Below are 22,577 nucleotides of genomic sequence, written 5' to 3'. Positions count from 1 at the left end.
AAGCCAGATTGGCTTCGGAATCGCCCTCTTTAATTAGTTTTTTACGTCATCCACCAGTTCGTTCATATCCTGATTGAAGCCGTTCAGCTTCTGGACCTGTTCACCGAGCGAAGCAAATTCCCCAGGCAACAGCATTTTCCGCAAAAGCGATTCCGCCCCCATCACGCCATATGAACGCTGGAGTTCTGCGTTTTTCAAATCGGGATAAACGACACTTGCGCTCATCAGGCGAGCCATGTAATCATTCGCATCGATGTCGGGTGTGTAGACACCGTTCTTGCCCTTGATTTTGCGGGTAGCCGCTTTGCGGCATTCCTGGTTTTCGTCCTCGGTCATGCTGCGCAGTTTCCATGCAACCGGCTCGCCTTTCTCATCTTTGAATCGGGGGGATACGATAAACTCCTCCGTTGTATCTGTTGCTGCATTTTGGGCAAAAAACATACTCAATCCACTCATGTATTGTTCCTCCTCTAAAGTTAGGTCCCCCGCCGCACGAAGCGGCGAAGAACAGTATTTTGACACGCCAAATAGCCCGTAACACAGGCAAGTGGAACAGGTTTCTTTTACAAACCCGCTGCTAATTTATACTCTTTATAAATCTTAAGGTATTATGCTTTCTACGCTACATTACTTCGGCAGATTGAACGATACAGGCATATCGACATCTTCAAAGGTAAAGCTCACTTCTTCCTCCAACGCCTCGGCCTCGGTATCCAGGGATGCCATAATCACACTGTCGAGGTTGACGCCTTTGAGTGTAACGGTCTGTTTGCCAATCGTAGAGGAAGGATCTTCGTTGGTCACTTCAATGTCGAAGTACGTATCTACACCATTCTGCATGTACTGGAGCATCAGCTCGCGGAAACGGGAAGTGGTATAAAAGATCGTCATGGAACCTGAGCCAGACCAACCGGTTGCTTTGTGCTGTACGCCGCGGCGACCCAAGGTTTTGACCTCTGCTTTTTGTTTCTCCACTGTTGCTTCCAGCGTCTTCACATAGAACATTTCTTCCGTCTGTCCGTTAATCGTTGCGTATGCGCGGCCTTCCTGACCGGAGATCGTGTCACTTGCTTTCAAAAATGCCATCTTAAACCACCTTCACTTTCATATATACTTTTTCAACGGAATCCACAGGTTGGACCTGAATCTCGATCAGAATACTGTCAGTTTCATTGCCCGGAGCAACAGTGATATCTGTTTTGGAATCGAAATTTTGAATCGCCCCAATATCCTGAAGCTGCTTCAGATAAGTGACACATTGGGAACGGAACAGGCTGCGCCCATCTTCGTTATTGTTCACTTTGCCGATATAATAGGACTCGAAAATCCGTTTCATATCGTTAGCGATGCCATCGAGAACACGGACAACACGGTTTTTGGCAAAATGACGTGCCTTATCCGGTGTCACCGAACGGAACGTATTTACATCCTGCTCCACCACCGCGCGGTTGCTGCTCGCTGTAAACACAAACTCGCCGTTGCGCAATGCTGCTTCTGTCTCAGTATGTGTCAATCTGCCATTCACATCCACGGCATCGTCATATGCACGGAACGTCAGAGATTCATTCAGGTTAGCTCCCGCTGTTGCACCGGCAGTCCATGCTACGGTTTGTTTTGGCGTAAGAACGGTACCGTCTGCGAGCACAACACCATTTTTGACACTGATAATGCCTTCATGATCTGCAGCCGGATAATCCGACAGAACCAGTTGTACCTTCTTGCCCTCGGTATCACGCAAACGCTTGATGTAGGCTGTGTAGACTGACTTGAGTGTAGCATCGTCTGAGATCAGACCAACCGTGTTAAAATCCAGTACTTCCAGCTTGGTCAGAAAATCAGCATGCTCTTGGTTAGATGCTGTACCATCCAAACCACCTGTTAGTGGAAGTGACGCTGTAGCTGTGAGTGCACCTTCACCAGTAAATGTAACGTATGCGTTGGATACCAGAGCTTCGATGCTGGACGAAGTTTGTTTGTCCACTTCTTTACCCGCAAGCAAAGTAGAGACATCCAGTTGTTCCGGTTCATTGATATTTGCAGAGATTACAACAGCCAGATCATTACCGCGTACGCCGCCGTGTTGGGCTGTTACTGTCAGTTTATCCAAGGTTGCCTTGGCTTGGGTACCTGCATTGAGTCGGTAAAGAAGCAAGGTCTGCGCCCGTTTCAATGCCTCGCGAATCAGCAGCAATTGCGGTGCTGTCCAGTCATAGCCCAATTTGGCTTGTACATCTTCACCTGCTTGTACCGTCAGGATTGAGCCTGTTTGCCCCCATGACAATGGAAGTGCCAAAGCCACCGTTCCCCGCTCTCCTACCGTTCCCGGCAATGAGCCCTCTGATGCAAAATTCATATATACGCCAGGGCGTACCTTGTTTTGTGTCGTCCATGTTCCTCCAGCCATTATTGTGCCTCCCCATTCATGAATTGTTGGATGTGTTCTTGCGCTTCTTCTATGGTGTATGTTTGTTTTTCCAGCAGAACTGCTGCCAAAATATCTTTCTCGATCCGGCTAAGTTGCCGGGATTCGGCGAACTGTGCTTTGCTGTATTTTTGATTGTTTTTCTGTTGAGCTTCCGTTTTTTTAGGGTCCGATTCTTTTTTCGTAAACATCGCCAATGCGCCTCCTATTCCTTTCATGTTAATCCCCTCATTTGATTATTTAAGTTCAACCAAAGAATAATTACATTTGCCACTCCGATGACAGAACAACCTTCCGATCGCTGTTATCCCCAGATTTTTTTGACTCCCTTTTTAAAGGGGAAAATCCAGGGATAAAGGCGCACGCTCCGCTTCTTCAGGTTATTTCTGTCCTCTCCGTTTTCGTGTAAATGTTAGTTCAATTTATATAGTTATTCTTTAGCAGCTTTAAGTGCAGTAGAACGCTGTTCCAGTTGTTGCATGGTAGCGGCGGACTCCGACACTTTGGTGGTTCGCATGGTGTAATACACCAGCATTCGAGGCGTATCGTTCTCAGTCTCCCAACGCAATTCCGTTGCGCGATAGGACGTTCCCTCCACGTCGATGGTTTCCAATGCTTCGAATAGTTCGTCCGGTAGAGTTGCCGGGATATCGTTTGGATCGAGCCATCGGATTTCAAAGCCGTAAGATTGCACGAAGCGATCGCTTCGTTCACGGGTAAGTTGGGCGGATAGCAGGCGGTAGGTGATGCCTTTGGAGTCTGAGGTGGAGCTTGTATCGCCTGTTGCAGGTTGGATCGGGATGTTGGGGAAATGCCGCGTCAGAGCGTCTGCGATGGCAGTGGTTAGTTGGTTTGTACTCATGGTTCACCTCCTTTTTATTGGTGAGAACTGAAATTAAGTCAGGTCTCCTATTTAACAAGGACTAGCATCCGATCTTACGTGTTATAAATATACGTTCAGAGCTGATCCTGTGAGAGACTTAATCGGCGCACCCAGTTTGCCTCCATTTTCAATAATGGACAACAACTCATTTGCGATATAAAAAGGCGAGCGCATCTTACGTGTGATCCCGAATAATCCAGTATTACTCTTGGTGTGCCTGTCATGTCTGCCGCCGCAAACCCTTCTTTGTAATAGGAAAAGCCTCCTGACCGCTCCAGAGGACATAATAAAAAACGCCTTGCGGCGCTTATGCTGTTGCGTTAATAACATCCGACACGACTGCTTTAAGGTTATATAGATTAGGTACCTGTTCCAGTTTATACGTGCCGGTCATGACCAAACTGACCCAAACTTTGACCAGTCCGCTGTTAGATGTAAATGTCATCGCTTATCCCCTCATGCCTGACCTGCAGCGATCATCATAGTCAGTTCTGCTACTGCAGTTTTCAGCTCGGCGTTTTTCCTCTTTCAATGCGGCATTGTCAGCAAGAAGCCGCGCCGCCTTCGGGTTGTTCAGGACTGAATAGTCTGAATCAATAATCCTCTTTTCAATATCTACATTCAATACCGTTATGGTGTATGTGAACTCGTCGCCCGGCTTGTCCTTCTCCGTTTTGGCCACCGCGTACACATCCGACGCTGGTGGTTCTGTCGTCGAGATGGTCACAACGTTACCGGTTTCCTCGTAGTATTGCACATAATTGTAATCGGACATGATCGCGCCTCCTTATTAGACGTAAGATCCGCCCGCACTGGCGTTCCAAATCTCTTTGCTGTCCAGCAAGATGCGGTAAAGACGCACACGTTTCCATACGGCTACGCCGCCGTTGTTTGAAGCGTGCGCCCGCAAATAGTAGGGCCCGGACAGACTGGACACGCTTAAGCTGACTGTAGTCCTTGTCGTCAGTGAACCACGATACGTTCGAGCGTCAAATGTTCCAGCTCCACCCATCTGCGAAGAGGAAGCAATAAAGATTCCGTCCGATTGGATGTCAGATGAACCTTCTAGAGCGTAATCGAACACCACATAAGAAACGCCAGTTAAATCCACTGGTATGTTTGTCACCACAGCTGCCTCGCCGCCGCCCGTGCTTGAGTTATATGCGTAGCATTCGACATGGTCCGATTGTTTGACCACATATGAATTGCTACCCCATACGTAACCCTTACGCATAGTCGGTGCGATTGACCAAATGGGTCGCCATACTCCCCCGGCTTTCGCATAAATTTGTTGGACAGCCCGCCAATTCCCTGAGACCTTGACTGATAACTTATTAGGCGTTTTCCAAGTCCCGCCAACCTTAATGCCTAAAGCCATGCATTATGCTCCTCCCCTCTATCATGAGTATTGATACCAGATGTCACCGTCATTGCCGCCAGAAGGCGCTACAGACGAGATAATATGCCTGTTTTTAGCATCAGCCACAGCCTGAAAAAGATCGGGACTCCAAGGCGACCAAGTGTTATTTTCTCTGGTTCTTTGATACAAAGTTTGTACCCCACCGTTGAGCCGACTAGCCCTTTGGAGTACATACCCGTTTCCATTTGTGTGGCATTGAACTTCAACGTACCACCACCATCCGTCGGCATTTGTCGGTAAGGGCGAATTTACTAAGTTATAGCCATTATACTGTCCATTAACCACCACAGAGTTAAGGTCAGTTCCTGCCGCTAATGATTGGTTTTTTCCATCATCAGCCGTTAATTTGTGCTTTTGGAACAAGTCCCCCATGTGAACAATTCGAGCCAAATTTGGCGTGAAAACCGCTCCTGCTGTGGTTGCGACCGGGCCTGTATCAAACATGTAAACTTCCGTCGCAACAGCGCCTGAATACCGCATGTAAATACCACGAGCGCCTAAGTTAGAATGATTGTTTTCGTACTTGAATGTATTCCCATCAAGAAAACAGTTACTACCGTACAACACCGAACCATTTGAAGAGCCAGAAAACGTTCCCCACTGATTCATAATCAATCGTCCTGTCATAGCTCCGCCTGTACGCAACAAGCTTGCTGCTTTAGCTGCTGTCAACGCATCCCTTACCGCCTTCTCCGTCGCCGCCACCGTCTCAGACGAGCCATCCGTCTTATTCGACAATTGCACCTTCCCTTTCTGCGTCAAAGACGCATCAGGAATATCCATCTGACTCACCGCTTCACGAAGCGTATCCAAATCCGCCTGCGTCGCAACACCAGCATCAATCTTTTCAAAAATTCCATTAATACTCTCCCGGGTCACATTCTCGTTCCCCAAAGGTAGAGGTAACTTCAATCGATCCGTTTCTTGTGGCATTACGCCCACACCTCCAGTTCATTCCACGTCAAGGACGCGGCATCCAGTTCATCCCACGTTTTTTGTCGCTTGTCCAGATCATCCCAGACCAGATAACGATACTCATATTCCACGGCCATATGGGCCGGTTTCAATTCTTCAATCGCCCGTTTGAGGTCATCGATATTAGGCGGAATGCCCAGCGTATCCACAAAGCTTACTGTAAAACTCCACGCTTCCGACTGAAAAGTTACATCCACCTTGCCCCCGGCATACGCCTCAGCCACATTCGCAACCTGCCTGCACGAAAACTTTCCTGCCCCGCGCAACTTCGACTCCACCACCGCACGCCGCTGCTCCAGAGGTTTGAGACGATCTGTCTCAATGCCAAGCTCCTGTTCCCAGAAGTCCAGCCCCCACGTCGCCGTGCGGACAAAAAACTGCTCCAGCGTCTCATCCAACGCCTGGTACAACAGATCCATCTCGGTGCCTTTGGCCTGCATATCGGCCTGCATTACACGAGAAGTCTCATAGTACCTTGGCAAATACGAGAACAATTCCCGCCCTTTCTCACTCGTTAGTCCAACATCTACAATAGAAGGAGCACTCATGCCCTGTCCCCTCCCTTCCTTGCACATCAATATGGAGCGTCTCGCTCACCAGATCCAACCCAGATCGGCGTATTTCTCCCAATCTTCCTCGGTCTCTACATTCCCTAACTACTTCCTCATCCACCATCTGCCCAACACTACTCATGCACATCCACCGCCCCCAGCACGGCGACCTGACTCGCGGTCATCTCGATATTCTGGTCACTCACACCGTTCACGGTCAGCTCCGAATAGTCGATAATGGGCGGAATGTCCAATAGAATCGCGGCAATACGGGTGTAACGAACGAGCGGATCGGCAAAAGCCAACTGTTTCAAATACGCGGTCACCCCGCGTTCGATCAATGACCGTACATCGGCCAATGTCGCATCACTTGCCAACGTCAACTTCACCTGAATGTTCATTGGCACTTCCTCGGCGGGCATCACGGACACCACTGGCCCCGCCGGGGCAACACCTTCACCCTGTCCATCCTGCGTAGGATCGACGTACTTCTGCACAGCCGCCACCAGATCAGTACCTGCAGCACGTTTGTCCGTGTCAAGCAGATACAATCCCACCGTGCCTGGCCCCTGCCATAACGGAATCACACGCGTTGCACCAACACCTGGCACTTCACTGGCCCATTGCACATATTGTGCTTTGTTGCCGCTTGTCCCTTGGTTGCGGACTTTGGCATAAAAGCGTTCCAACAATGCCGTATCGGCCTCAATATCCGCACCGCCTTTGATCACATCAACGTTCGTGACAGAGGTCACGCCACTTACAGGTGTAGACAACACAGTTACCGTGCCCGCAGGCACATTGCTCTCTTTTCCGGCAACAAGCGCTCGCACGCCTACCACACCGGAGCCCTCAGCATCCAGTTCCACACGTCCTACCGTCTCATATTCGAGCGAAGCTTCAGCAGATACTTCATCCGCGAGCGTAGCTACGACCGTTCCAGCAGGCACCACTTTCACCGGCGTACCCGCGAATCTCACAGCACCCTGAGCTGCCACAGCAGCTCGCCGCGTAATACCGTGCTCTCCCGCCCGCAGATCCAGCTCTTCCGAACGAAAATTCGGATCACTGCTCGCAGCCGTACTTGCAAACCCCCGCCGCAGTAATTCCTGCGCCCACAACGCCGCCTCAGACAGCATAAACGCTACTGGAGCTTCCGCATCCCACAGGAACGAACCCTCCGACTTATCCAGATCCGCGGGCAGACGATCCAGCATACGCTGCATAATCTGTTCCTCCGTCTGGTCCTCCAAATAACGCGGAATCTCAGCCATCCCGTCAGATCACCTCACTTTCCAGAATAAACATCTCTTCCTGCACACTCGCCACCCGACAAGAGAACATGCACTGCTCCCGATTCCAATCGAACGTGAACTGGTCTACCGAATCCGTGCGTGGATCAGCCAGCAACGTCTCCGTCACCATCCGTGTAATCTCACTTTCCATCACACCCCGGCTATCACCCTGCCCTACCAGATCCTCCAGCTCCGAACCATAGTTCCGGGAGTAAATCACATGTCTGTACCGTGGCGTTTTCACTGCCTTAATACACCACTGCACCCAGGCTTCATGCGCACCCGCCGCAGCTACTTTGCCACTCGGGGTCAATACAAAATCCCCTGCATCATAATCGAATCGCCAGCTCCGTCCAAAGCGTACCTCATCCGAAGCCGTCCCCGACAGATCCTCCTCATCTCCCCAGACCACACCCGTTTCCGGGAACAAACTAGGCATGCGCACTCACCACCTTACACAGCACCACAATGTCGTTACCGCCATTCACCCGCATCGCCAGCACGCGATCTCCCGCTTTTAATCCTTTACCAAGAGACCACACCGCTTCTTCCACTTCCTCTTCTTGCAAAAGAAACCGTCCCGTGCCCGTCGTTCCGCCATTTGCCACGTCAGGTATACCGGAAATCGCGCCAGCAGCCTCGCGCTCCGGCAGTCCAAGCGTGCCCGGTAACTCGGCCACGAGATAATCCTGCACTTCGTGCTTGAAATCATCCAGCTTCACGCCGGATGAGGTCATCGTACCCAGTACTGCTCCCAGACCGCTCAAGGCCTGACGAGAATGGGTACTCATCGCGCCCCGCATGACGTCGGCAAAATGCCCATACGGATCATCTTTATTCAAGGTAATACCTCCTTTTCACCAGCTCAGCAGTCCCCAGCTCCAACGTCATCGTTCCAGGTCCGGCAGACAGATCACGGCTGACCGACATCACGATTAGCTTCAATCCTTTCAACAACACTGCGTCCCCGGCGCGAATCGTATTCACATCCGGTGCGGATATCGTAAAGGTCTCCTGAATCCCCGTCAGATGACTTTTCGCCAGTTTCTTAGCGGCGGTTGCTGTTTTGACCTGATCGTCTTCAATCAGCTTTTGCAATGTGCCCAGTTCTTCCACACCATTCTGCTCAATCGCGAGCACTTTGGAAGGGACCTCTTTGCCACTCGTGGACTCCGAAGCTGCCATGACTTTAACTTTGGTAACCGCTCCTTCGAGCGTACGCATCTGGGTCAGATCAATTAGTCGATCCAGCTCATATACCTTTGCATTACTTCCGACCTGAAAGAGCTGCAACCCGCCGGGGGTCATCCGTGGATGATACATCTCCCCGCCGGACTTCGCCGTTTCCTTCAGATCGGCAAACATCATCGAGAAGATCGTCTGTGACCGATACACGGCTTTTCCCAGCTTTGTCTTGGTTTCCGGCAATGTAGCGTATGGAATCTTCCACTCTTTGGCGTAGGTTTTGAGTCGCTGCGTAGCAGTCTGATCCTTCGGCAACAGGAACTCATCCTCCGATTTTTCCAGATATATCATTCGGTCGTACACCGTGAGAGATAGCCGCTTAGTGCCGCTGTTCGAGCTTTCCACCTCCCAGATGACCGCAGGATGCAGCAGATGAACCATGGATTTTTCGCCAAAAGGAACCCCGCTAATCCGCACCGCCATACCCGGTGAGATCGAAGGCAGACCGGAAGATGCAGACACCGCCAGCCGGATGTTAGCCTGATAGGCAATCTGGTCAAGCGAGTCCTTCAGCGTAATCGTCTCCACCAACTTGGTGATGTCGTATTTGTCGTCGACAATGACCTTGTAGGTCATGGCATCACCAGCTTTTGTCCGGGCTTGATCCGGTTCGGATCACTCCCGATGATCTTTGCGTTGAGCTTGTAGATCTCGTTCCATTTGGAACTGCTACCCAGCTCAAGCTTTGCTATTTTGGACAGGGAGTCGCCAGATTTGACGGTGTAGGTCTTGCTGTTCTTTTTCAAATCGGTACGCGAACCTGACTTGCTCGCGGATGCCGCAGAGCCCACCTTCTCCACCTTGGAATCCCGCCATGTGCGTAGGGTCAGGTCGAAATAAATATCCCCTGTCTCCCCCCCACGAAAGCTCGAATTAAGCGAAACAATAAAAACAGGCACGTTCACGCCCGTCTCTGAAATGATGAAACGCAGCGGCTTTTTGGAGATGAGAAAAGTGTTCAACACATTCATCGCCACGCGTGGATCCAGAAAATATTTTTCATCCATGCAATAGGACGGATCATATCGTTTCGGAAAAAAAGAAGAGAAGGTGATCTCCTTCACCTTCTCCCCTTGTGCAAAATCAAACTCGCCATGCTCCAACATATTGACCGTTTCATATCCCTTAGATCTGGAAATATTAACTTCTTCAGGGTTTACCGGAAATTGAAATGGAGTATTGCCATCCTTCAACGTAAATGACATTTTGTTAGGACCAACTTTATCTTCAAGTACAGACATATCTGCGGCCTCCTTTCTGCTTAGGCCATAATTGTTTTGCGATTTTGCATCGCACGGCGGAACTCGTTAGATATCCGTTGCCCCACCTGGTGAGAAACTGCGTCATAATCAATCGCATTTTCGCGCACGGTCACCTGCACCGCACCTGGTGGAATATTGATCGCAATCTGATTGGTAGTTTCGGTTTTGAAATCCTTCAAGTAACCGGACAGACTGCTCATCTGGTCTTCGGATATCCGTACCGTCATCGTGGACGTTTTTCCAGTCGTCTGCGCGCCGTTACCAGCCGCCATCGCTTGGTTCTGCATTATGCTTGTACCCATGAATCCAGCAGAGGTAGGCTGGCCTACCTTGCTGTTCATATATGCGGCTGGGCCTGTCATAGTCAGTGCCGGTGGCATATAGGCAGGGGCCATCTGGGGGCCTGTTGCAACTGGAGACGGTGCGGCCACCGTTGCTGCCGAGATCGTCTTCTCTTCTTTTTTGGAACCAAAACCAAAGAAGTTGGATATGCCATCGGTGATTTTTTTTGTTTTCTCAGAGACGTAATCGGCTGCACCTGACAATGCATCACCTACACCTTCGGTAGCACTAGACATAAAGTTTCCAATATCCTTCGCTTTGTCTCCAATCCAGCCACCTGCTGTACTTCCGGCCCAACCACCTACTGCACCACCAACCCATGTCCCGATGCCAGGCAAAAGAACGCTACCGATGGCGCTACCAATCGCAGTACCTGCTGTGCCGCCAATCATCGAACCCACCGCTCGGCCACGCTCTTCCGGAGGTGCTGTCGCTACATTCGCTACATCAGCAAGCATGCTGATAGGTCCAAGCAACCTTTTTGCTCCTTTGGCAAAGCCACTACTTAAATTATCCATCAATCCATTACCAGCCAGCATGTCAGTTAAAGATCCCAATCCACCATCCGCAAATCCTAATCTACCGCTTCCTCGTATTCTTCTACCGCCTCCCCTATTACGGTTGCGATCGGCCGGAGGAGTCGGAGTATCAGGTACAGGATTGGGTACTGGTGATGGGCCCCGGTTCGAACGATTACTAGACCTTCTACCACTTCGGTAATTTCGTCTTCCACGATCTGATCCACCACCATCCGCATTCGGTGAACGAACTCTACGGTTCTTGCCCATCTTTCCACCTGTACAACAGCAGCATTTGGATGCTGGACTTCTGGTTGGATCTGATGCAGGACTTTCTTCTTTTTTCTTTTTGAACAATTTAAAAATATCTCCTACATTAAAGGCTGCATCCTTCAAATCATTGAATGCTTGGACCGCTGCAAGTACGTTTTCCCACCACTTTTTAGGTTCTTCTTCCTTCGTATTGTTAGTAATGTTTTTGTTGTTCTGGATCATGACAGCCATAGTTGGGCCAGTTGGCCCACCTTTGCCCATCGCCACTTCGATCTTCTGCCGAACCTCAAGCGATACTGTGCCCGAAGCCGTAACCATCTGGTCCCTGAAACTGTTCAGTTTCGCCCATGCGCGATCCAACGCTGGACTGAGCTTATCAATCAACCCAATCGTCGGTGTAATTCGCAGCCTGCTGATTCGCACAGCCATACTATAAATATGCTCCAACCTGCGTCCTGTCGTTCTCAGTTCATTGTTCACCTTAATCAGACTCTGATAACGAACTCTGCCCAGACGTTCGGTTGAGCGTTGGATCTGATCTAGGTATCGAAGGGTTGTCCGCATTTCCGCATTAGATTTGGATAAACCTACAATCATTTCTGCCATTTTTTCACCTCCTAGCCTATTTCGTTATCGATTCATTTGCGAAGTTATCGCTGACATTTCCTCTTCCGAGAACGCAATTAACAGCGAGCGCTCCCCACGTGGCAAAGACCAGAACTCTCCGGGCCGGAGATGATGACGTACCCACATGTGATACAGGAACGTGGTCATCCCGCCGGAGTGAATCAGTTTTTTAGGTCTTCAATCTCCACACCGAAGCCGGACAGCTCCAGCACTTTATCACCTACGGCATCCAATTCACCAGCCAGCAACATACGACGTACCGCCTGTTCGCCACCAGATAGCTTCATACGGCCAGTAATACGGGTATCCCCCCAGCCGGACAATTCCAGGCTGCGGACTTTTAATTTCACCGTTGCTTCAGAAATGAGCAGCGCGTTAAACGTTTCGGTATCCACCTTTTCCTCGGTGCGGCCTTTGGTCGTTTTTCGAATCGTACAGCGTTCGCGAATGTGATCCACTTTGGAAGACGTCAGTCCACGCAAAGTCAACAGCAGATCCAGACGCTGAATGCGCACATTCTCCTCTGGCAGACGTTCTGCTGCTTCAAACAACTGATCCAAGATCTGTTCTTCGGACATATTTTCATTCATACTCATCGGGCGTTATCTCCTTCTTATTTCACAAATGGGTTCATCTATGCCAGCTTCCAAGCCTGTAGAGACAACAAAGAGACCGAGATCATCTCGGCCCGCATTGGTGTCCATATTAATATGAAGTAACTATGCAACCAAGCTTAAGCAACTAACTCAATCACTTGCCTATTTCAAAGTTTAGTTCGCCACAATCGGATTCAGCAATTCAAATCCTTCAAACGTAAAGCCTGTTTCTTCCGGTACTTCTTCGCCAGCTGTCCAGTTGGCAAGCTGGATTTTGTCCACCATGCAACCTCTCAGCAATACACTCTCATGTCCATACGATTCTGGGTCGTTCAGCTTGGAAATAATCTCGAATTTGGTGAAGCCGCGCTGGATCATATCGGAAGTGACTTTGTAGCCCGTCATCGTGCCTGTTCCTTTTTTCGCGCCGTTTTTGTGCACCTTCCAGTCGTTACCGACCAGGTTCAGCTCACGCTTTTCAATCTCCACACTCGCTTCCAACTTGTTAATGTTTGTCTGCCACACACCATCGATATGCAACTGACCATGGGTACCGAGAATTACTCTTGACGCATCCAACATATATTTTCCTCCTTAAAATTAAAAAATCGCGTTTTCCTTTCACACAACCTTATTGCACGTAAAATGTGCCAAACAACTGCTCCATCACATCCGTCAGCTTCACGTTCCATTGCAGGAATACCTGATCCGCTTCCGGTTTGAGAACTGGAGCAGTGCCATAATACGCCGGATCAAGAATGACATCGTAACCGTCAGCTTCAATCACATTACTCTGTGCGAGCAACGCCAAATAGGCCTTCATGGCACTAATCAGTGCTTGACGACCCTCTTCAGTATTGTTCACTTTACCGATATACGTATCTTCCGCGGAGCGCTGCAAATCCGTGTTGATCGCATCCAAAACACGAATGGAACGGATTTTTTTCCACGCATTATTCTGTCCAGCGGCTGGCGTTACCAGTGTGTTTACACCACGAAGTGCTTTCACCTGGCGTCCATCATGGAAGAAAATAAATACGCCATTCTGTACCGCCTGCTCCTGTTCTGCACGCGTCCAGCGACGTGTCACATCATCGAACGGAGTAGCTGCATAGGTTGTGGATTGGTTCAGACGTTGTCCGGCGATCAGACCTGCAACATAGGCGGATGTTTCCGCCGAGCTGTAGAATGCATCTCCAAGGCGTACGCCTGTACCGACATTAATCACACCTTCATGGTTGAGCGCAAGCGAACGTGCTGCCGCTTTTTGTGCTGCTGTAGCAGAAGTGTCATCCGCTGAGGAACCGCCAAATACAGCCACCACCGGTTTACCTTCACTACGCACACGTTTCACCCATGCCGCAAAACTCGCAAGCAGAGGTGCATCAGCCGCCTGATCCAAAGCCAAGACGTCGAATTGCTCCCCTTCCAGCGCGCCCTGTACAGCAATGTACTCTGCATTGGTCAGGTCATCGTTGCCACTTACGCCGCCTTTGAATGCCGCACCCGCAATTGTTGCAACTACACCTGCATCATCGCCAATCGCCTGAGCCGTTAACCAGACATTTTGTTCATCCGCGTTGATCTCTTTTGCCAGAGAAGCTGCTGTAATATCCGCTGTCAGGAGCGCATACAACATCCGGTTGCCTTCAAAAAGGCGCACTTCATGCTTCGTATTATCAATCACACCTGGCTGGATGGTGACGTAGAATCTATTTGCACGATCTCCCGGATACTTCGCATCCAGTTGCAGAACATTGGCATCACTGCTGTCCTTCAAAGTAAGCGTGGCTGCTTTGGCCGCAGCACTTGCTACCCGATAAGCGAGCAACTTCTTCGGCCCACCCAACAGGGCGAGCTTCAAGGAAGTATAAGCCGTACCGTTATCCAGCACATTCGCCGCATAGATACGTTCAATCGCCGCTTCGCTCCCTACTTCAACAAAAGTCCCCACAGGACCCCAGTTGGCCTTGATTGGTACCACGACCGTTCCCCGCGTACCTGCCTGAATGGCCGAGGAGGCTGCCGCCTGAAAATTCATATATAAGCCCGGAAGGACCGGACGATTCGTTTGCTCCCAATTTCCACCTGCCATTATCCCTTCACCTTCGCTTTCATAAATTGGTTAATTCGTTCTTGCGTTTCTTCAATGGAAAACGTCTCTTGCGCCGCTTCGTACAGCGCACCGTACAGCACCTCTGCCTTAACGGCAAAGAGGGCTTCTGCATGATTCATCAATTCTGCCCGTGTATACCGCGGGGCTGTCTGTTTGCTTTTTTTCACTGAGCTTGCCATTGCCATCTCACCTCATTTGTTGGACTACTAATTTCGTGAAACGATGATCTTTAAGCTTGATCTATGAATTTTTGATCCTATGAATATGAAGCTATAATATTGAAGCCACATCTATCATTTCAAAGCTATAATCTGGAACCACTCTTAAAAGTGCATGTTCAAAAAGATCGGTTTTCAGTACCGAGAAGATGGGATGAAGTTAGAAATGGAGTAGCAGAGCGTATGGAAAACTACGTGAGCAACTACATGTTTCAGAAGGAAACAATCATCGTAAGCATATGCTTTTTCGGCTGAATTCCATATTCGATGCTGATGATGCCGTTAGGCATCCTTTGTAATCAAAAGCGGGCTTTTTGAACAACCTCTAATAGAAGGTTCCTCTCGACTAACGTTTACTCCATACCTTTGCTATGGTGAATCTCACGAATCAAAGGTACATTCGTACCCGGACGGCGAATCCGCTGCTGTAGTGTCAGACGAATCTGTCCATTCAGATACGCATCGGTCTGCAGATCTGCTGTGACTTCATCCACTGTGATATATCGCGTGTTACCTTCGTGCTCTTCGCCACCCGTTTCAGTGACGGCAAGACGAGATTGCACTGCAAGTTGCTCTACCAACCGAGTAACAGTCTGGCGTGTTAGCACCGAATGATCGGTGAGCACATGCCCAATCCACTGTTGTCGAACCTCCAATGTAGAAGTCCCCGCGACAGAAGTGCTGCATCCGGCCAATCGCCATAACACAGACGGCATATCGTATCCACCGGGCCAGACATCCCCATATACCGAGAAGCCCGAACCAAGTTCCGACTGTGTCCAGTCTTGAAGCGCAGCTAACCACGCGTCCCCTGTTTCAGCGAGGACGACTCCCGAGTCTTCGGGAACATACACTCCGAACCGCAGACTCCGCGTAACCATGCCAGACCCTGCATCCACCCGGTCACTATCTGAAGAACCCAAATAGATGCAAGTGAAGGCCTCACCTGCTTCATCCACCAGCCTTACTTGATGCAACCCTTCGATTAGATCAGCTGACCAAGCTTCTACCTTTTCAGCGCCACCATCTTCCGGACGAGCGTATGGTGAGATTTTAATAATCCTTCGATATCCCGTCCAAGCAGACTTCGGCACCTCTTCGGCAAACGCAGCCACGGCACAAGGCCCAGCCAACACTTCGCCTGGCCCAGGTACATCCAGCACACGACCGCCCCAATCTGGAACAAGTACCGCGAGCTTCTGTTTCAGCGTTTTTTTAATGAGCGTACTCATTTTACTGGTGCTCATGTCAGTGTTAATCTCATTTCTCATAGACACATTCATTTCGCCCCCTTTGGCTGCAAGTTTGAGATCTGCCCACACGATGCAGCGACAGTGCAGCAGCAGTAGACTCCCCCTTTTAACTCAGAGTCTGTATTGCTATCGAACCAGTACCGGGACTACATTCACCGCATCAAAAAGACCGGCCACCTGGCCGGTCTGTACATTAGCGTATGTGCTTTCGGTGCGTCCCTTGTTATTGATCCGATAATACAATCTTACACCCTTTCATCCCTAGCGCGGATGGTGTTCCGTACGACTTCGGTGCGATTAAGGGAGACGTTCGGGTGGAAAAAAGACGATTATGGAATCATCATTTTAAAGAATACCTAAGTAAGCTTTAAGATCAATTAATTGATAAATTTATCCAAATATATTAATATTTTATTATCTAATTCATTGTGGCTTACGTAAAAGAAGGAGAAATACCTATGAGTAAAACATTCAAGATCACTTCACTTGTCATCTTAGCATTTATACTCGGGATATCCTGCTGGGCTTACTTCGGACTGCTTGGTAATCCGCTCAAGAAAAATGATGCTGAACAACAGGTAACCACTTACCTGATTGAACAGAAAGGTTACTCACCCGAACAGCTTATCGAAGTACAAGGTAATTACTCCTCAAAAAGTTCTGAAGCACCTTACGGTGCCTCAGTAACATTCGCGGATGAACTCGAAGCGAAGTACCAATATGTCATTTTCAACAACGGCGAGATTAAGCAGTACAGTCATACCAGTGATGATCCCAAACATGAGGAGCCCATGGTAAGATAACAGTTTAGTTCAGCGTAACTTGCGGGTTCAACGTAATCTCAAATGCACGGCCCCAGATGAAATCGGGATTTCCATATTCCAGCAGCGCACTGCCATACGTCGCATAGGACAATTCGTCATTACAGATCTGCTTAATCGCCACATTACCTGTCTGGAAGGCTGTTTTATTCGCAAGTGCCGTTGTGTAAGTTTGCATCAAGTCACGGAGCAATGTTTGCAAATGGGCATAGTCTTCCTCCGAGTTGAACAGCAACATATTTTGATCCGAAAGGGTAGCCACGTTGGTATAAAGCGCATGAGCTCGGGAATATGTGCGGATGTCCGCAATCGCTACCGCTTTGTAGTAATAATCCTTCAGAAAACGCTTAAACAACAGCGAGCCATGCGCATTCATAGCATCTCGCAACTTATGCTCATGCTTCTCTGTTGTGATCAATGCGTACCTCGACTGCCCCATACCTACAGCAATACCGATCTTGTTACCTGGTGTATTCCATGCACTATAACCCAGAACCCGTCCGGTATATGGACTGTTGAGCAATGCTTCGGCAACATCAACATTGGCTGGTCCTTTACCCACAAAATCAATCAACACCGAAGGCAGACCTTGCTCCCCATTCAGCGTCAATTGCTCCAACGCAGCCTGCACCTGATCCAGAGCCGTAATGGCGATAATCTCAATGTCGATGCCTGTGTTCTCTCCGGAATTTCCCGGATGACCCTTGGTCATACGATCCAGTTCGGAGGTCATGTCAAACGGGACAACTTGATCGGCTGCTACAGCCACTAGCTGTTCATTTTCCAAGCCAGCACCCACATCCGTCACCACCTCCGGTTCAGGATATGCCGAATCCGCTACAAGCACACCACCTACAATATCCACATGACGAACCACATTCTCGTGTACATCCATGTATTCATACGTGTTAATGATGGAGTTTCCGTGAGGACCAAAATATTTCACTGCGTAACGTGTCCTCGCCCCGCCTCGGAACAACTGGTTAGCCATGCGAGCGACCAAAGCGTGCCCCAAACCATCTGCATCCGGCAAGATGATAGCACGATCCGGATTTTGCCCATTGGTTCCACCCAGCCATTCATTGATCCGCGCTTCTACATATTTGATTTCATTGATCTGAACACCCTGCGTGTTGGCATCGTCGACTCCAACCGCGAGGAAATCGATATAACCTGTGCGAGCCAGCTGATCCAGAATGTACAGATTGGTTTTGAATTTATGCTGTCTTGTATTGTAATACTGTTCTTTATCAAAATAGGTCGTTGTCCCATATTCCACTCCATCCGGGGACAGGTTATAACCTTCGATAATATCCTCAAACTCAGTGTTTGTCTGACGTGGCTGCTGCATCAACGCACGGGACTCATTATATGCATCAAGCGCCAAGCCATCTGCAAACGAGGTTGTAGCCAAACGCATGATGGTATCCATTACAAATACGGGTTTGCGTGGATATTTCTGCTTGATCACACGAATCACATCCAGCAAACGCGTCGTTTCATCATCGTATTCTGGATAGGCGCCTCCTCCATCTTCACGGAGCTGACGACTGCCAATCAGACCGCCATAAGCGAGCATATCGGATGAGATTATGAATCCGTCGACCTTGGCAGCATGTTTCAGAATAAAGTCGTGAATCTTGGACGGTTTGCCATAAACCGGCGTGGAGGTGCCGAGCAGCGTTGTGCCATCTACGGTTTTCTCCGAGTCGAGACGATTCTTAATATCACTCAGGTTCGGTGTAACGATATGGATACCGGATGCTTTCCCTTGCACAATCACATCATCCAGATTCGCTGGACGATCATCGAGTGGAACATACAATACTGTTTTCATATCACGTAGCCTCCTGTTATCTGTTTAGTCTTTAATACCCGATCAGGGCAAGGATGCAATCACCGAATTAAAAAACCGGCCCCATGGCCGGCTGTACGTTAGCGTATGAGCTGTCGGTATGTCTTCCTTGCTGCTGATCCGATAATACCATTTTACTGCCTTTTCCCACTCGCGCTGATGGTAATCGGGATGAAATACGCATGAATGTAGTTGTCTCTATGGCGGTTAAATGCCGATTTCTTGGAGAAAACTCCTATTGATAGTCCAACCAAACCCATCCTGATGATGTTTATATGACATAAGTAGCTTTCAAATCCTACGAACAATAAAGAATGGATATAACCATGAAAAAGAGGTATTTATTCTATCTTTGGATTGCTGTCACCAGTTATATGGCGGGTCCCGCTATGTATGCGTTGGCGATGTACATCTTATATCAGGAAACAGATGTTGTAACAACATCTCTCATTGGATGGACCGCGGCAACATTCTTATCCGTTGGTATCCTGTTTATCCTGATCACAGTCATCATGCTACGAGTGTTCAACATCTATTATTTCTGGCTGCAAACCCTGCTCTTCGAGTTGTTTTTCCTTATCCTCGTCTATATGACCACTGTTCTTCTTGGGGCTGGCAACAGGGGACTGCCCAAGCTGTCCTTTCTATTTACACCCGAAGGCATCTCCTTATGGATGTTCTGGGGGAGTATTGCACTTATGAGTTCCTGGGGAATATGGGCAGCGCGTCAGCCCATACGAAAATCACCATACATGCTGGTGTCCAGAGTCATGCTGATCCTTTTTATCCTTGAAATTTGGCCCCGTTAAAAAGGTACAGGATGCCTACCCTACAATTCGGTAGACCAGAATAATGCCTAGAAGGGGTGTCCGTCATGTCGGACACCCCTTCTGAAATGTATGTTTTATCTCACGCGATGATATAACGAAAATTCTCCCATGTTTCCGGTATAGGTTCCCCGTTCTTGGCATGATGATAGAAACTGAACGGGAATTTAAATACATGACCTCCGTTCCAGTCACGGGAACGTCTGTCGGTGAGCCAATATTCCAGTTCATGAGGGAGCGCCACTGATCGTTCCGCCCGTTCTAGTGGCAGCAGGTCTACGGGTGATTGCAATGTCGGCATCTCCTGTTCAATATCCACATCTCGGCTTAAGCGTAGTGCCTTCACCATGGTAAGGAAAGGCGGAATGCCTTTGTGGAATAATGCCGCATAACCCAATTCATATAATATGTTAAGCGCATGTCCGTAGGTGAGCATATGACCGATTAGATCATGATGCGCTTCCGCGTGATAGATGGTCTGGAACGCCCCAAGTTCATCCAAAATCAAACGTGACAACTGAATTGGATCTTCAATCTCGGGGAAACCATCGCTTTTCTCCGGCTTCAGACTTCGAATTTCTTTCATCGTTGTGTTCATCCAGGATCTTCCTGGGATGGTTCGATCGAATGAATCGATCAGTTCAACCAGCCGACTAATATCCTCCGTAGTGCCCCATCCATCCAGTTCACGAATGGCTTTCAGACTGATTGCCCCGTAGATGGCCTGGTGTCCAACCCAGTGCAGTTCTCCAATCGTTCGATCCAATGCGTCCGTAATACGCGCTTCGGCATCTTCCCTGGGCATCATTTCAACAATCGGAGAGGTCTGACCAGGGCTGATTCCATGCTGGCGAAGCATGGCTTTTGCTTCGGCCGTAACACTGCCGGCGGCAAGGGCAGTGAGACGATTTTCCCGTAACCAAAAATATGCCGCAATCGCACCCGCCCCATAATGGGCGTGCCACAGATCTCCTGTACGTTCCCGACTGGAAACGATAATCGCTAGTCCTTCTTCCAACAAACGTCGATCCAAGCTTGCCACCACCCTTCATCATATGTAAACCCATCAGAGAAACTATATAAGTTGAACTAAGATCTGTCCTCTCCGTTATCGTGTAAATTTAGTTCAACTTATATATCCTAATTAATAAATAAAGCGTTTACTTCTATAACATGATGGAAATGCTCCACATATGCCCGTTTTGCCCCGGAATGCAAAGTTTAGCCAATTCGAAGCTTGCCCCCCCCCACGGATGGATACTTCCAGCGGATAGATCTGTGCTTTTTGCTTGGAGAAAAACCACGTCCGATCCTTCTTCACCACAATAAATAAACCATGTACATCTCCTACAGGAGCAAAGGTATCACTAACCTCACCCCATCGCGTGAGTCCAATCTGCTGAAGCTCATTCACCACAGACAGAACATCCTCCGTCACCAGGCCAATCTCACACACCTGTAATATATCTTGAGTCGAGAAGTCATGGTCACTCTCGTTCTGAATACGATGATGAGCAATCAGCTCAATAATATTGCCTGCCGGATCTTCGAAATAGAGAGAATGAGAGTTCCAGTTAGTAGAGTACGTCTCATCCCGATCTCCTTCTCTGCTTAAAACAACACGTGATGCAGCCCACTTCTTCGCTTGCTTGAACCGATTCGTCGGAATCGACCAGGCCACATGATAAAAGGGCTCACGATCTGTTTCACACGGTTTGAAAATCATCTTTGTCCCTCCAACCTGCAGGTTGAAGGCCTGATCCGTGGCATTGGAGACCTCCATTCCCAACGTATCACGATAAAAATGCTTGAGGTCCTCCAGCCGTGTTGTATATAACTGTAATTCTTCAATCATCATACGGTCTTCTCCTGCATCTCCTCCCACTGACTCCACGGCACCATGCCAAGTTCAGGCTTCGCTTCATCCGGGAGCATGGCGATGAATTCAAGCATATGACCATCCGGATCGTTAAAATATACAGATACCGCAGGCATCCAGCCAAAGACGTACAGTTCACCGATATCATCATTCAGGAAGTTCTGTGTCTTGATCCCTTTGTTCTCCAAGTGAGCCACCGCATGTTTCATATCCTCCAGAGATACATGAAAAGCAAAGTGCTGACGTTTCACCTCGGAAGGTTCCTTTTGCCACAATCCCAGCATGGCATTGCCTTTTCCACCAATCCAGTAGAAGGAGTTCCCACGTTCTTTCTGCCCGTAGGCATGAGGTAAACCCAGGACCGTTTCATAGAAATGATGGGATCTCTCCAGATCCGTCACGTTTAAATGTGTTTCAAATATGCCTGTAATCATAATGCTCAACCTCTTTTCCTTTTCCGATTTTTCATCTTCCTTGGTTCTCAACTCATGGTAGAATTCCGCGCATTCGTTAACGTCTGGGCCAGATTTAAAAACGATCCAATGACCCGCTGCACCCGGTCCTCTATATCCTGACTGCCTTCATACTCCTCGTATCCGTCAAATGTCGCTTCAAATCGTCTGCGTTGCGCACCACCAATGGATATCCACTCCTGGGCATTAATGCCATGCAGATTGCGAACAATCGCTTGCAGTTGTAAAAGTGAACTTACCCCCACCGCTCCACCAGAGGAGCTGATGGACAGGACGGGCTTGCCGCTGAAATGAGCCTGACTCAGGTGATCCAATGCATTTTTGAGCACACCGCTAATACTGCCGTGATACTCTGGTGTAGACAAGATGATCGCATCAGCCGCGAGCATACGTGTATTCAGATCTGCCAGATGTTCATGATCCGCTTGTTTTTCATCTGGTGCATAGAATGGGAGTGGTGTCTGATACAGATCAAACAGGCTGGCCTGATGTCCCTGACCTCGAATAATCTCCACAGCATACTCTCCCAGACGTGTACTGGTTGCATTGTTCCGATTACTGCCTGCCAAAATAACGATATTCATAAAGTCACTCTCCTTGGTTTTTTAATAATTCAAACTCTCATGTTTCAACCGATCTGTTATTTCTACTCTTATCTTACCTTTCTTTTGCATCCAAATCGTCAGCAGATAGACTTAACTTGAAATGCCAAAAAACTCAACCTTT

At 48.9% G+C, this 22,577-nt stretch carries 30 protein-coding genes; 2 read left to right on the top strand and 28 right to left on the bottom strand.

Annotated features, from left to right (window positions below):
* Positions 1–33 precede the first annotated feature (33 nt).
* The 23 genes from MKY95_RS06505 to MKY95_RS06395 form a co-directional block, all read right to left on the bottom strand.
* The gene (locus tag MKY95_RS06505; protein WP_036611390.1) at positions 34–456 is read right to left on the bottom strand and encodes a phage portal protein; all 423 of its coding nucleotides are present in this window, start codon (positions 454–456) and stop codon (positions 34–36) included.
* Positions 457–627: 171 nt separating this feature from the next.
* Positions 628–1,086 carry a phage tail tube protein gene (locus tag MKY95_RS06500; protein WP_017690162.1) on the bottom strand — a complete coding sequence of 153 codons (459 nt, stop codon included), beginning with the start codon at positions 1,084–1,086 and terminating at the stop codon, positions 628–630.
* Position 1,087: 1 nt separating this feature from the next.
* Positions 1,088–2,404 carry a phage tail sheath family protein gene (locus MKY95_RS06495; protein ID WP_036611392.1) on the bottom strand — a complete coding sequence of 439 codons (1,317 nt, stop codon included), beginning with the start codon at positions 2,402–2,404 and terminating at the stop codon, positions 1,088–1,090.
* On the bottom strand, positions 2,404–2,613 hold the full coding sequence (locus tag MKY95_RS06490) for a hypothetical protein (protein ID WP_036611395.1): 210 nt from the start codon (positions 2,611–2,613) through the stop codon (positions 2,404–2,406). The genes MKY95_RS06495 and MKY95_RS06490 overlap by 1 nt, the downstream gene beginning before the upstream one ends.
* A gap of 239 nt (positions 2,614–2,852) precedes the next feature.
* On the bottom strand, positions 2,853–3,284 hold the full coding sequence (locus tag MKY95_RS06485; RefSeq protein ID WP_036611398.1) for a DUF6838 family protein: 432 nt from the start codon (positions 3,282–3,284) through the stop codon (positions 2,853–2,855).
* Between the two features lie 81 nt (positions 3,285–3,365).
* Positions 3,366–3,590, bottom strand: a complete 225-nt coding sequence (locus MKY95_RS06480; RefSeq protein ID WP_076319058.1) for a phage holin family protein — start codon at positions 3,588–3,590, stop codon at positions 3,366–3,368.
* A gap of 22 nt (positions 3,591–3,612) precedes the next feature.
* Positions 3,613–3,750 (bottom strand): hypothetical protein, encoded by a 138-nt coding sequence (locus tag MKY95_RS06475; RefSeq protein WP_179088673.1) that lies wholly within the window; start codon positions 3,748–3,750, stop codon positions 3,613–3,615.
* A gap of 3 nt (positions 3,751–3,753) precedes the next feature.
* The gene (locus tag MKY95_RS06470) at positions 3,754–4,080 is read right to left on the bottom strand and encodes a hypothetical protein (RefSeq protein ID WP_036611401.1); all 327 of its coding nucleotides are present in this window, start codon (positions 4,078–4,080) and stop codon (positions 3,754–3,756) included.
* 15 nt (positions 4,081–4,095) lie between these two features.
* Positions 4,096–4,539, bottom strand: coding sequence for a hypothetical protein (locus MKY95_RS06465; RefSeq protein WP_143781078.1), 444 nt, complete (start codon positions 4,537–4,539; stop codon positions 4,096–4,098).
* Positions 4,540–4,704: 165 nt separating this feature from the next.
* Positions 4,705–5,658, bottom strand: a complete 954-nt coding sequence (locus MKY95_RS06460; protein ID WP_036611408.1) for a pyocin knob domain-containing protein — start codon at positions 5,656–5,658, stop codon at positions 4,705–4,707.
* Complete coding sequence (locus MKY95_RS06455; RefSeq protein ID WP_036611410.1) at positions 5,658–6,248, bottom strand: YmfQ family protein; 591 nt, start codon at positions 6,246–6,248, stop codon at positions 5,658–5,660. Before MKY95_RS06455 ends, MKY95_RS06460 begins: the two co-directional genes overlap by 1 nt.
* 137 nt (positions 6,249–6,385) lie before the next feature.
* The gene (locus tag MKY95_RS06450) at positions 6,386–7,525 is read right to left on the bottom strand and encodes a baseplate J/gp47 family protein (protein ID WP_036611414.1); all 1,140 of its coding nucleotides are present in this window, start codon (positions 7,523–7,525) and stop codon (positions 6,386–6,388) included.
* A 4-nt stretch (positions 7,526–7,529) separates the two neighbouring features.
* Entirely contained in the window at positions 7,530–7,985 is a 456-nt protein-coding gene (locus MKY95_RS06445; protein ID WP_036611417.1) for a DUF2634 domain-containing protein, read from the bottom strand.
* The gene (locus tag MKY95_RS06440) at positions 7,978–8,388 is read right to left on the bottom strand and encodes a hypothetical protein (protein ID WP_036611420.1); all 411 of its coding nucleotides are present in this window, start codon (positions 8,386–8,388) and stop codon (positions 7,978–7,980) included. Before MKY95_RS06440 ends, MKY95_RS06445 begins: the two co-directional genes overlap by 8 nt.
* The gene (locus MKY95_RS06435) at positions 8,381–9,367 is read right to left on the bottom strand and encodes a hypothetical protein (protein ID WP_036611423.1); all 987 of its coding nucleotides are present in this window, start codon (positions 9,365–9,367) and stop codon (positions 8,381–8,383) included. Before MKY95_RS06435 ends, MKY95_RS06440 begins: the two co-directional genes overlap by 8 nt.
* Positions 9,364–9,996 carry a LysM peptidoglycan-binding domain-containing protein gene (locus MKY95_RS06430; RefSeq protein WP_036611596.1) on the bottom strand — a complete coding sequence of 211 codons (633 nt, stop codon included), beginning with the start codon at positions 9,994–9,996 and terminating at the stop codon, positions 9,364–9,366. Before MKY95_RS06430 ends, MKY95_RS06435 begins: the two co-directional genes overlap by 4 nt.
* A 56-nt stretch (positions 9,997–10,052) precedes the next feature.
* Entirely contained in the window at positions 10,053–11,792 is a 1,740-nt protein-coding gene (locus MKY95_RS06425; RefSeq protein WP_036611425.1) for a hypothetical protein, read from the bottom strand.
* A 24-nt stretch (positions 11,793–11,816) separates the two neighbouring features.
* Complete coding sequence (locus MKY95_RS06420) at positions 11,817–11,960, bottom strand: hypothetical protein (RefSeq protein WP_181151033.1); 144 nt, start codon at positions 11,958–11,960, stop codon at positions 11,817–11,819.
* A gap of 14 nt (positions 11,961–11,974) precedes the next feature.
* Positions 11,975–12,409, bottom strand: coding sequence for a hypothetical protein (locus MKY95_RS06415; protein ID WP_017690174.1), 435 nt, complete (start codon positions 12,407–12,409; stop codon positions 11,975–11,977).
* A gap of 174 nt (positions 12,410–12,583) precedes the next feature.
* The gene (locus MKY95_RS06410) at positions 12,584–12,991 is read right to left on the bottom strand and encodes a phage tail tube protein (protein WP_036611426.1); all 408 of its coding nucleotides are present in this window, start codon (positions 12,989–12,991) and stop codon (positions 12,584–12,586) included.
* 49 nt (positions 12,992–13,040) lie between these two features.
* Positions 13,041–14,504, bottom strand: coding sequence for a phage tail sheath subtilisin-like domain-containing protein (locus tag MKY95_RS06405; RefSeq protein ID WP_036611427.1), 1,464 nt, complete (start codon positions 14,502–14,504; stop codon positions 13,041–13,043).
* Positions 14,504–14,692 carry a hypothetical protein gene (locus MKY95_RS06400; RefSeq protein ID WP_249911568.1) on the bottom strand — a complete coding sequence of 63 codons (189 nt, stop codon included), beginning with the start codon at positions 14,690–14,692 and terminating at the stop codon, positions 14,504–14,506. The genes MKY95_RS06405 and MKY95_RS06400 overlap by 1 nt, the downstream gene beginning before the upstream one ends.
* A gap of 404 nt (positions 14,693–15,096) precedes the next feature.
* Positions 15,097–15,990, bottom strand: a complete 894-nt coding sequence (locus MKY95_RS06395) for a hypothetical protein (RefSeq protein ID WP_143781077.1) — start codon at positions 15,988–15,990, stop codon at positions 15,097–15,099.
* Between the two features lie 464 nt (positions 15,991–16,454).
* Here MKY95_RS06395 and MKY95_RS06390 point away from each other — a divergent pair, with 464 nt between their 5' ends.
* On the top strand, positions 16,455–16,799 hold the full coding sequence (locus MKY95_RS06390) for a DUF3139 domain-containing protein (RefSeq protein WP_036611431.1): 345 nt from the start codon (positions 16,455–16,457) through the stop codon (positions 16,797–16,799).
* Between the two features lie 4 nt (positions 16,800–16,803).
* On the opposite strand, the gene MKY95_RS06385 is transcribed toward MKY95_RS06390, so the two are convergent.
* Entirely contained in the window at positions 16,804–18,654 is a 1,851-nt protein-coding gene (locus tag MKY95_RS06385) for a DUF4127 family protein (RefSeq protein ID WP_036611433.1), read from the bottom strand.
* A 344-nt stretch (positions 18,655–18,998) separates the two neighbouring features.
* On the opposite strand from MKY95_RS06385, the gene MKY95_RS06380 reads away from it, so the two are divergent.
* A complete protein-coding gene (locus tag MKY95_RS06380) occupies positions 18,999–19,481 on the top strand; it encodes a hypothetical protein (protein ID WP_076251382.1) in 483 nt (160 codons plus the stop codon).
* A gap of 100 nt (positions 19,482–19,581) precedes the next feature.
* Here the strand turns inward: MKY95_RS06380 and MKY95_RS06375 are convergent, their stop codons facing one another.
* The 4 genes from MKY95_RS06375 to MKY95_RS06360 all read right to left on the bottom strand — a co-directional run bounded on the left by MKY95_RS06375 (position 19,582) and on the right by MKY95_RS06360 (position 22,435).
* Entirely contained in the window at positions 19,582–20,541 is a 960-nt protein-coding gene (locus tag MKY95_RS06375) for a hypothetical protein (protein ID WP_076251380.1), read from the bottom strand.
* Positions 20,542–20,643: 102 nt separating this feature from the next.
* Positions 20,644–21,357, bottom strand: a complete 714-nt coding sequence (locus MKY95_RS06370) for a VOC family protein (protein ID WP_076251378.1) — start codon at positions 21,355–21,357, stop codon at positions 20,644–20,646.
* Positions 21,354–21,812, bottom strand: coding sequence for a VOC family protein (locus tag MKY95_RS06365; RefSeq protein ID WP_036611437.1), 459 nt, complete (start codon positions 21,810–21,812; stop codon positions 21,354–21,356). The genes MKY95_RS06370 and MKY95_RS06365 overlap by 4 nt, the downstream gene beginning before the upstream one ends.
* Before the next feature lie 47 nt (positions 21,813–21,859).
* Entirely contained in the window at positions 21,860–22,435 is a 576-nt protein-coding gene (locus MKY95_RS06360; RefSeq protein ID WP_036611439.1) for an NAD(P)H-dependent oxidoreductase, read from the bottom strand.
* Between the last annotated feature and the right edge of the window lie 142 nt (positions 22,436–22,577).

Source organism: Paenibacillus sp. FSL P4-0176 (assembly GCF_037975265.1).
Classification (GTDB): domain Bacteria; phylum Bacillota; class Bacilli; order Paenibacillales; family Paenibacillaceae; genus Paenibacillus; species Paenibacillus amylolyticus.
Note: the sequence above shows the minus strand (reverse complement) of the source record. Positions and strands in the feature narration are given on the sequence as shown.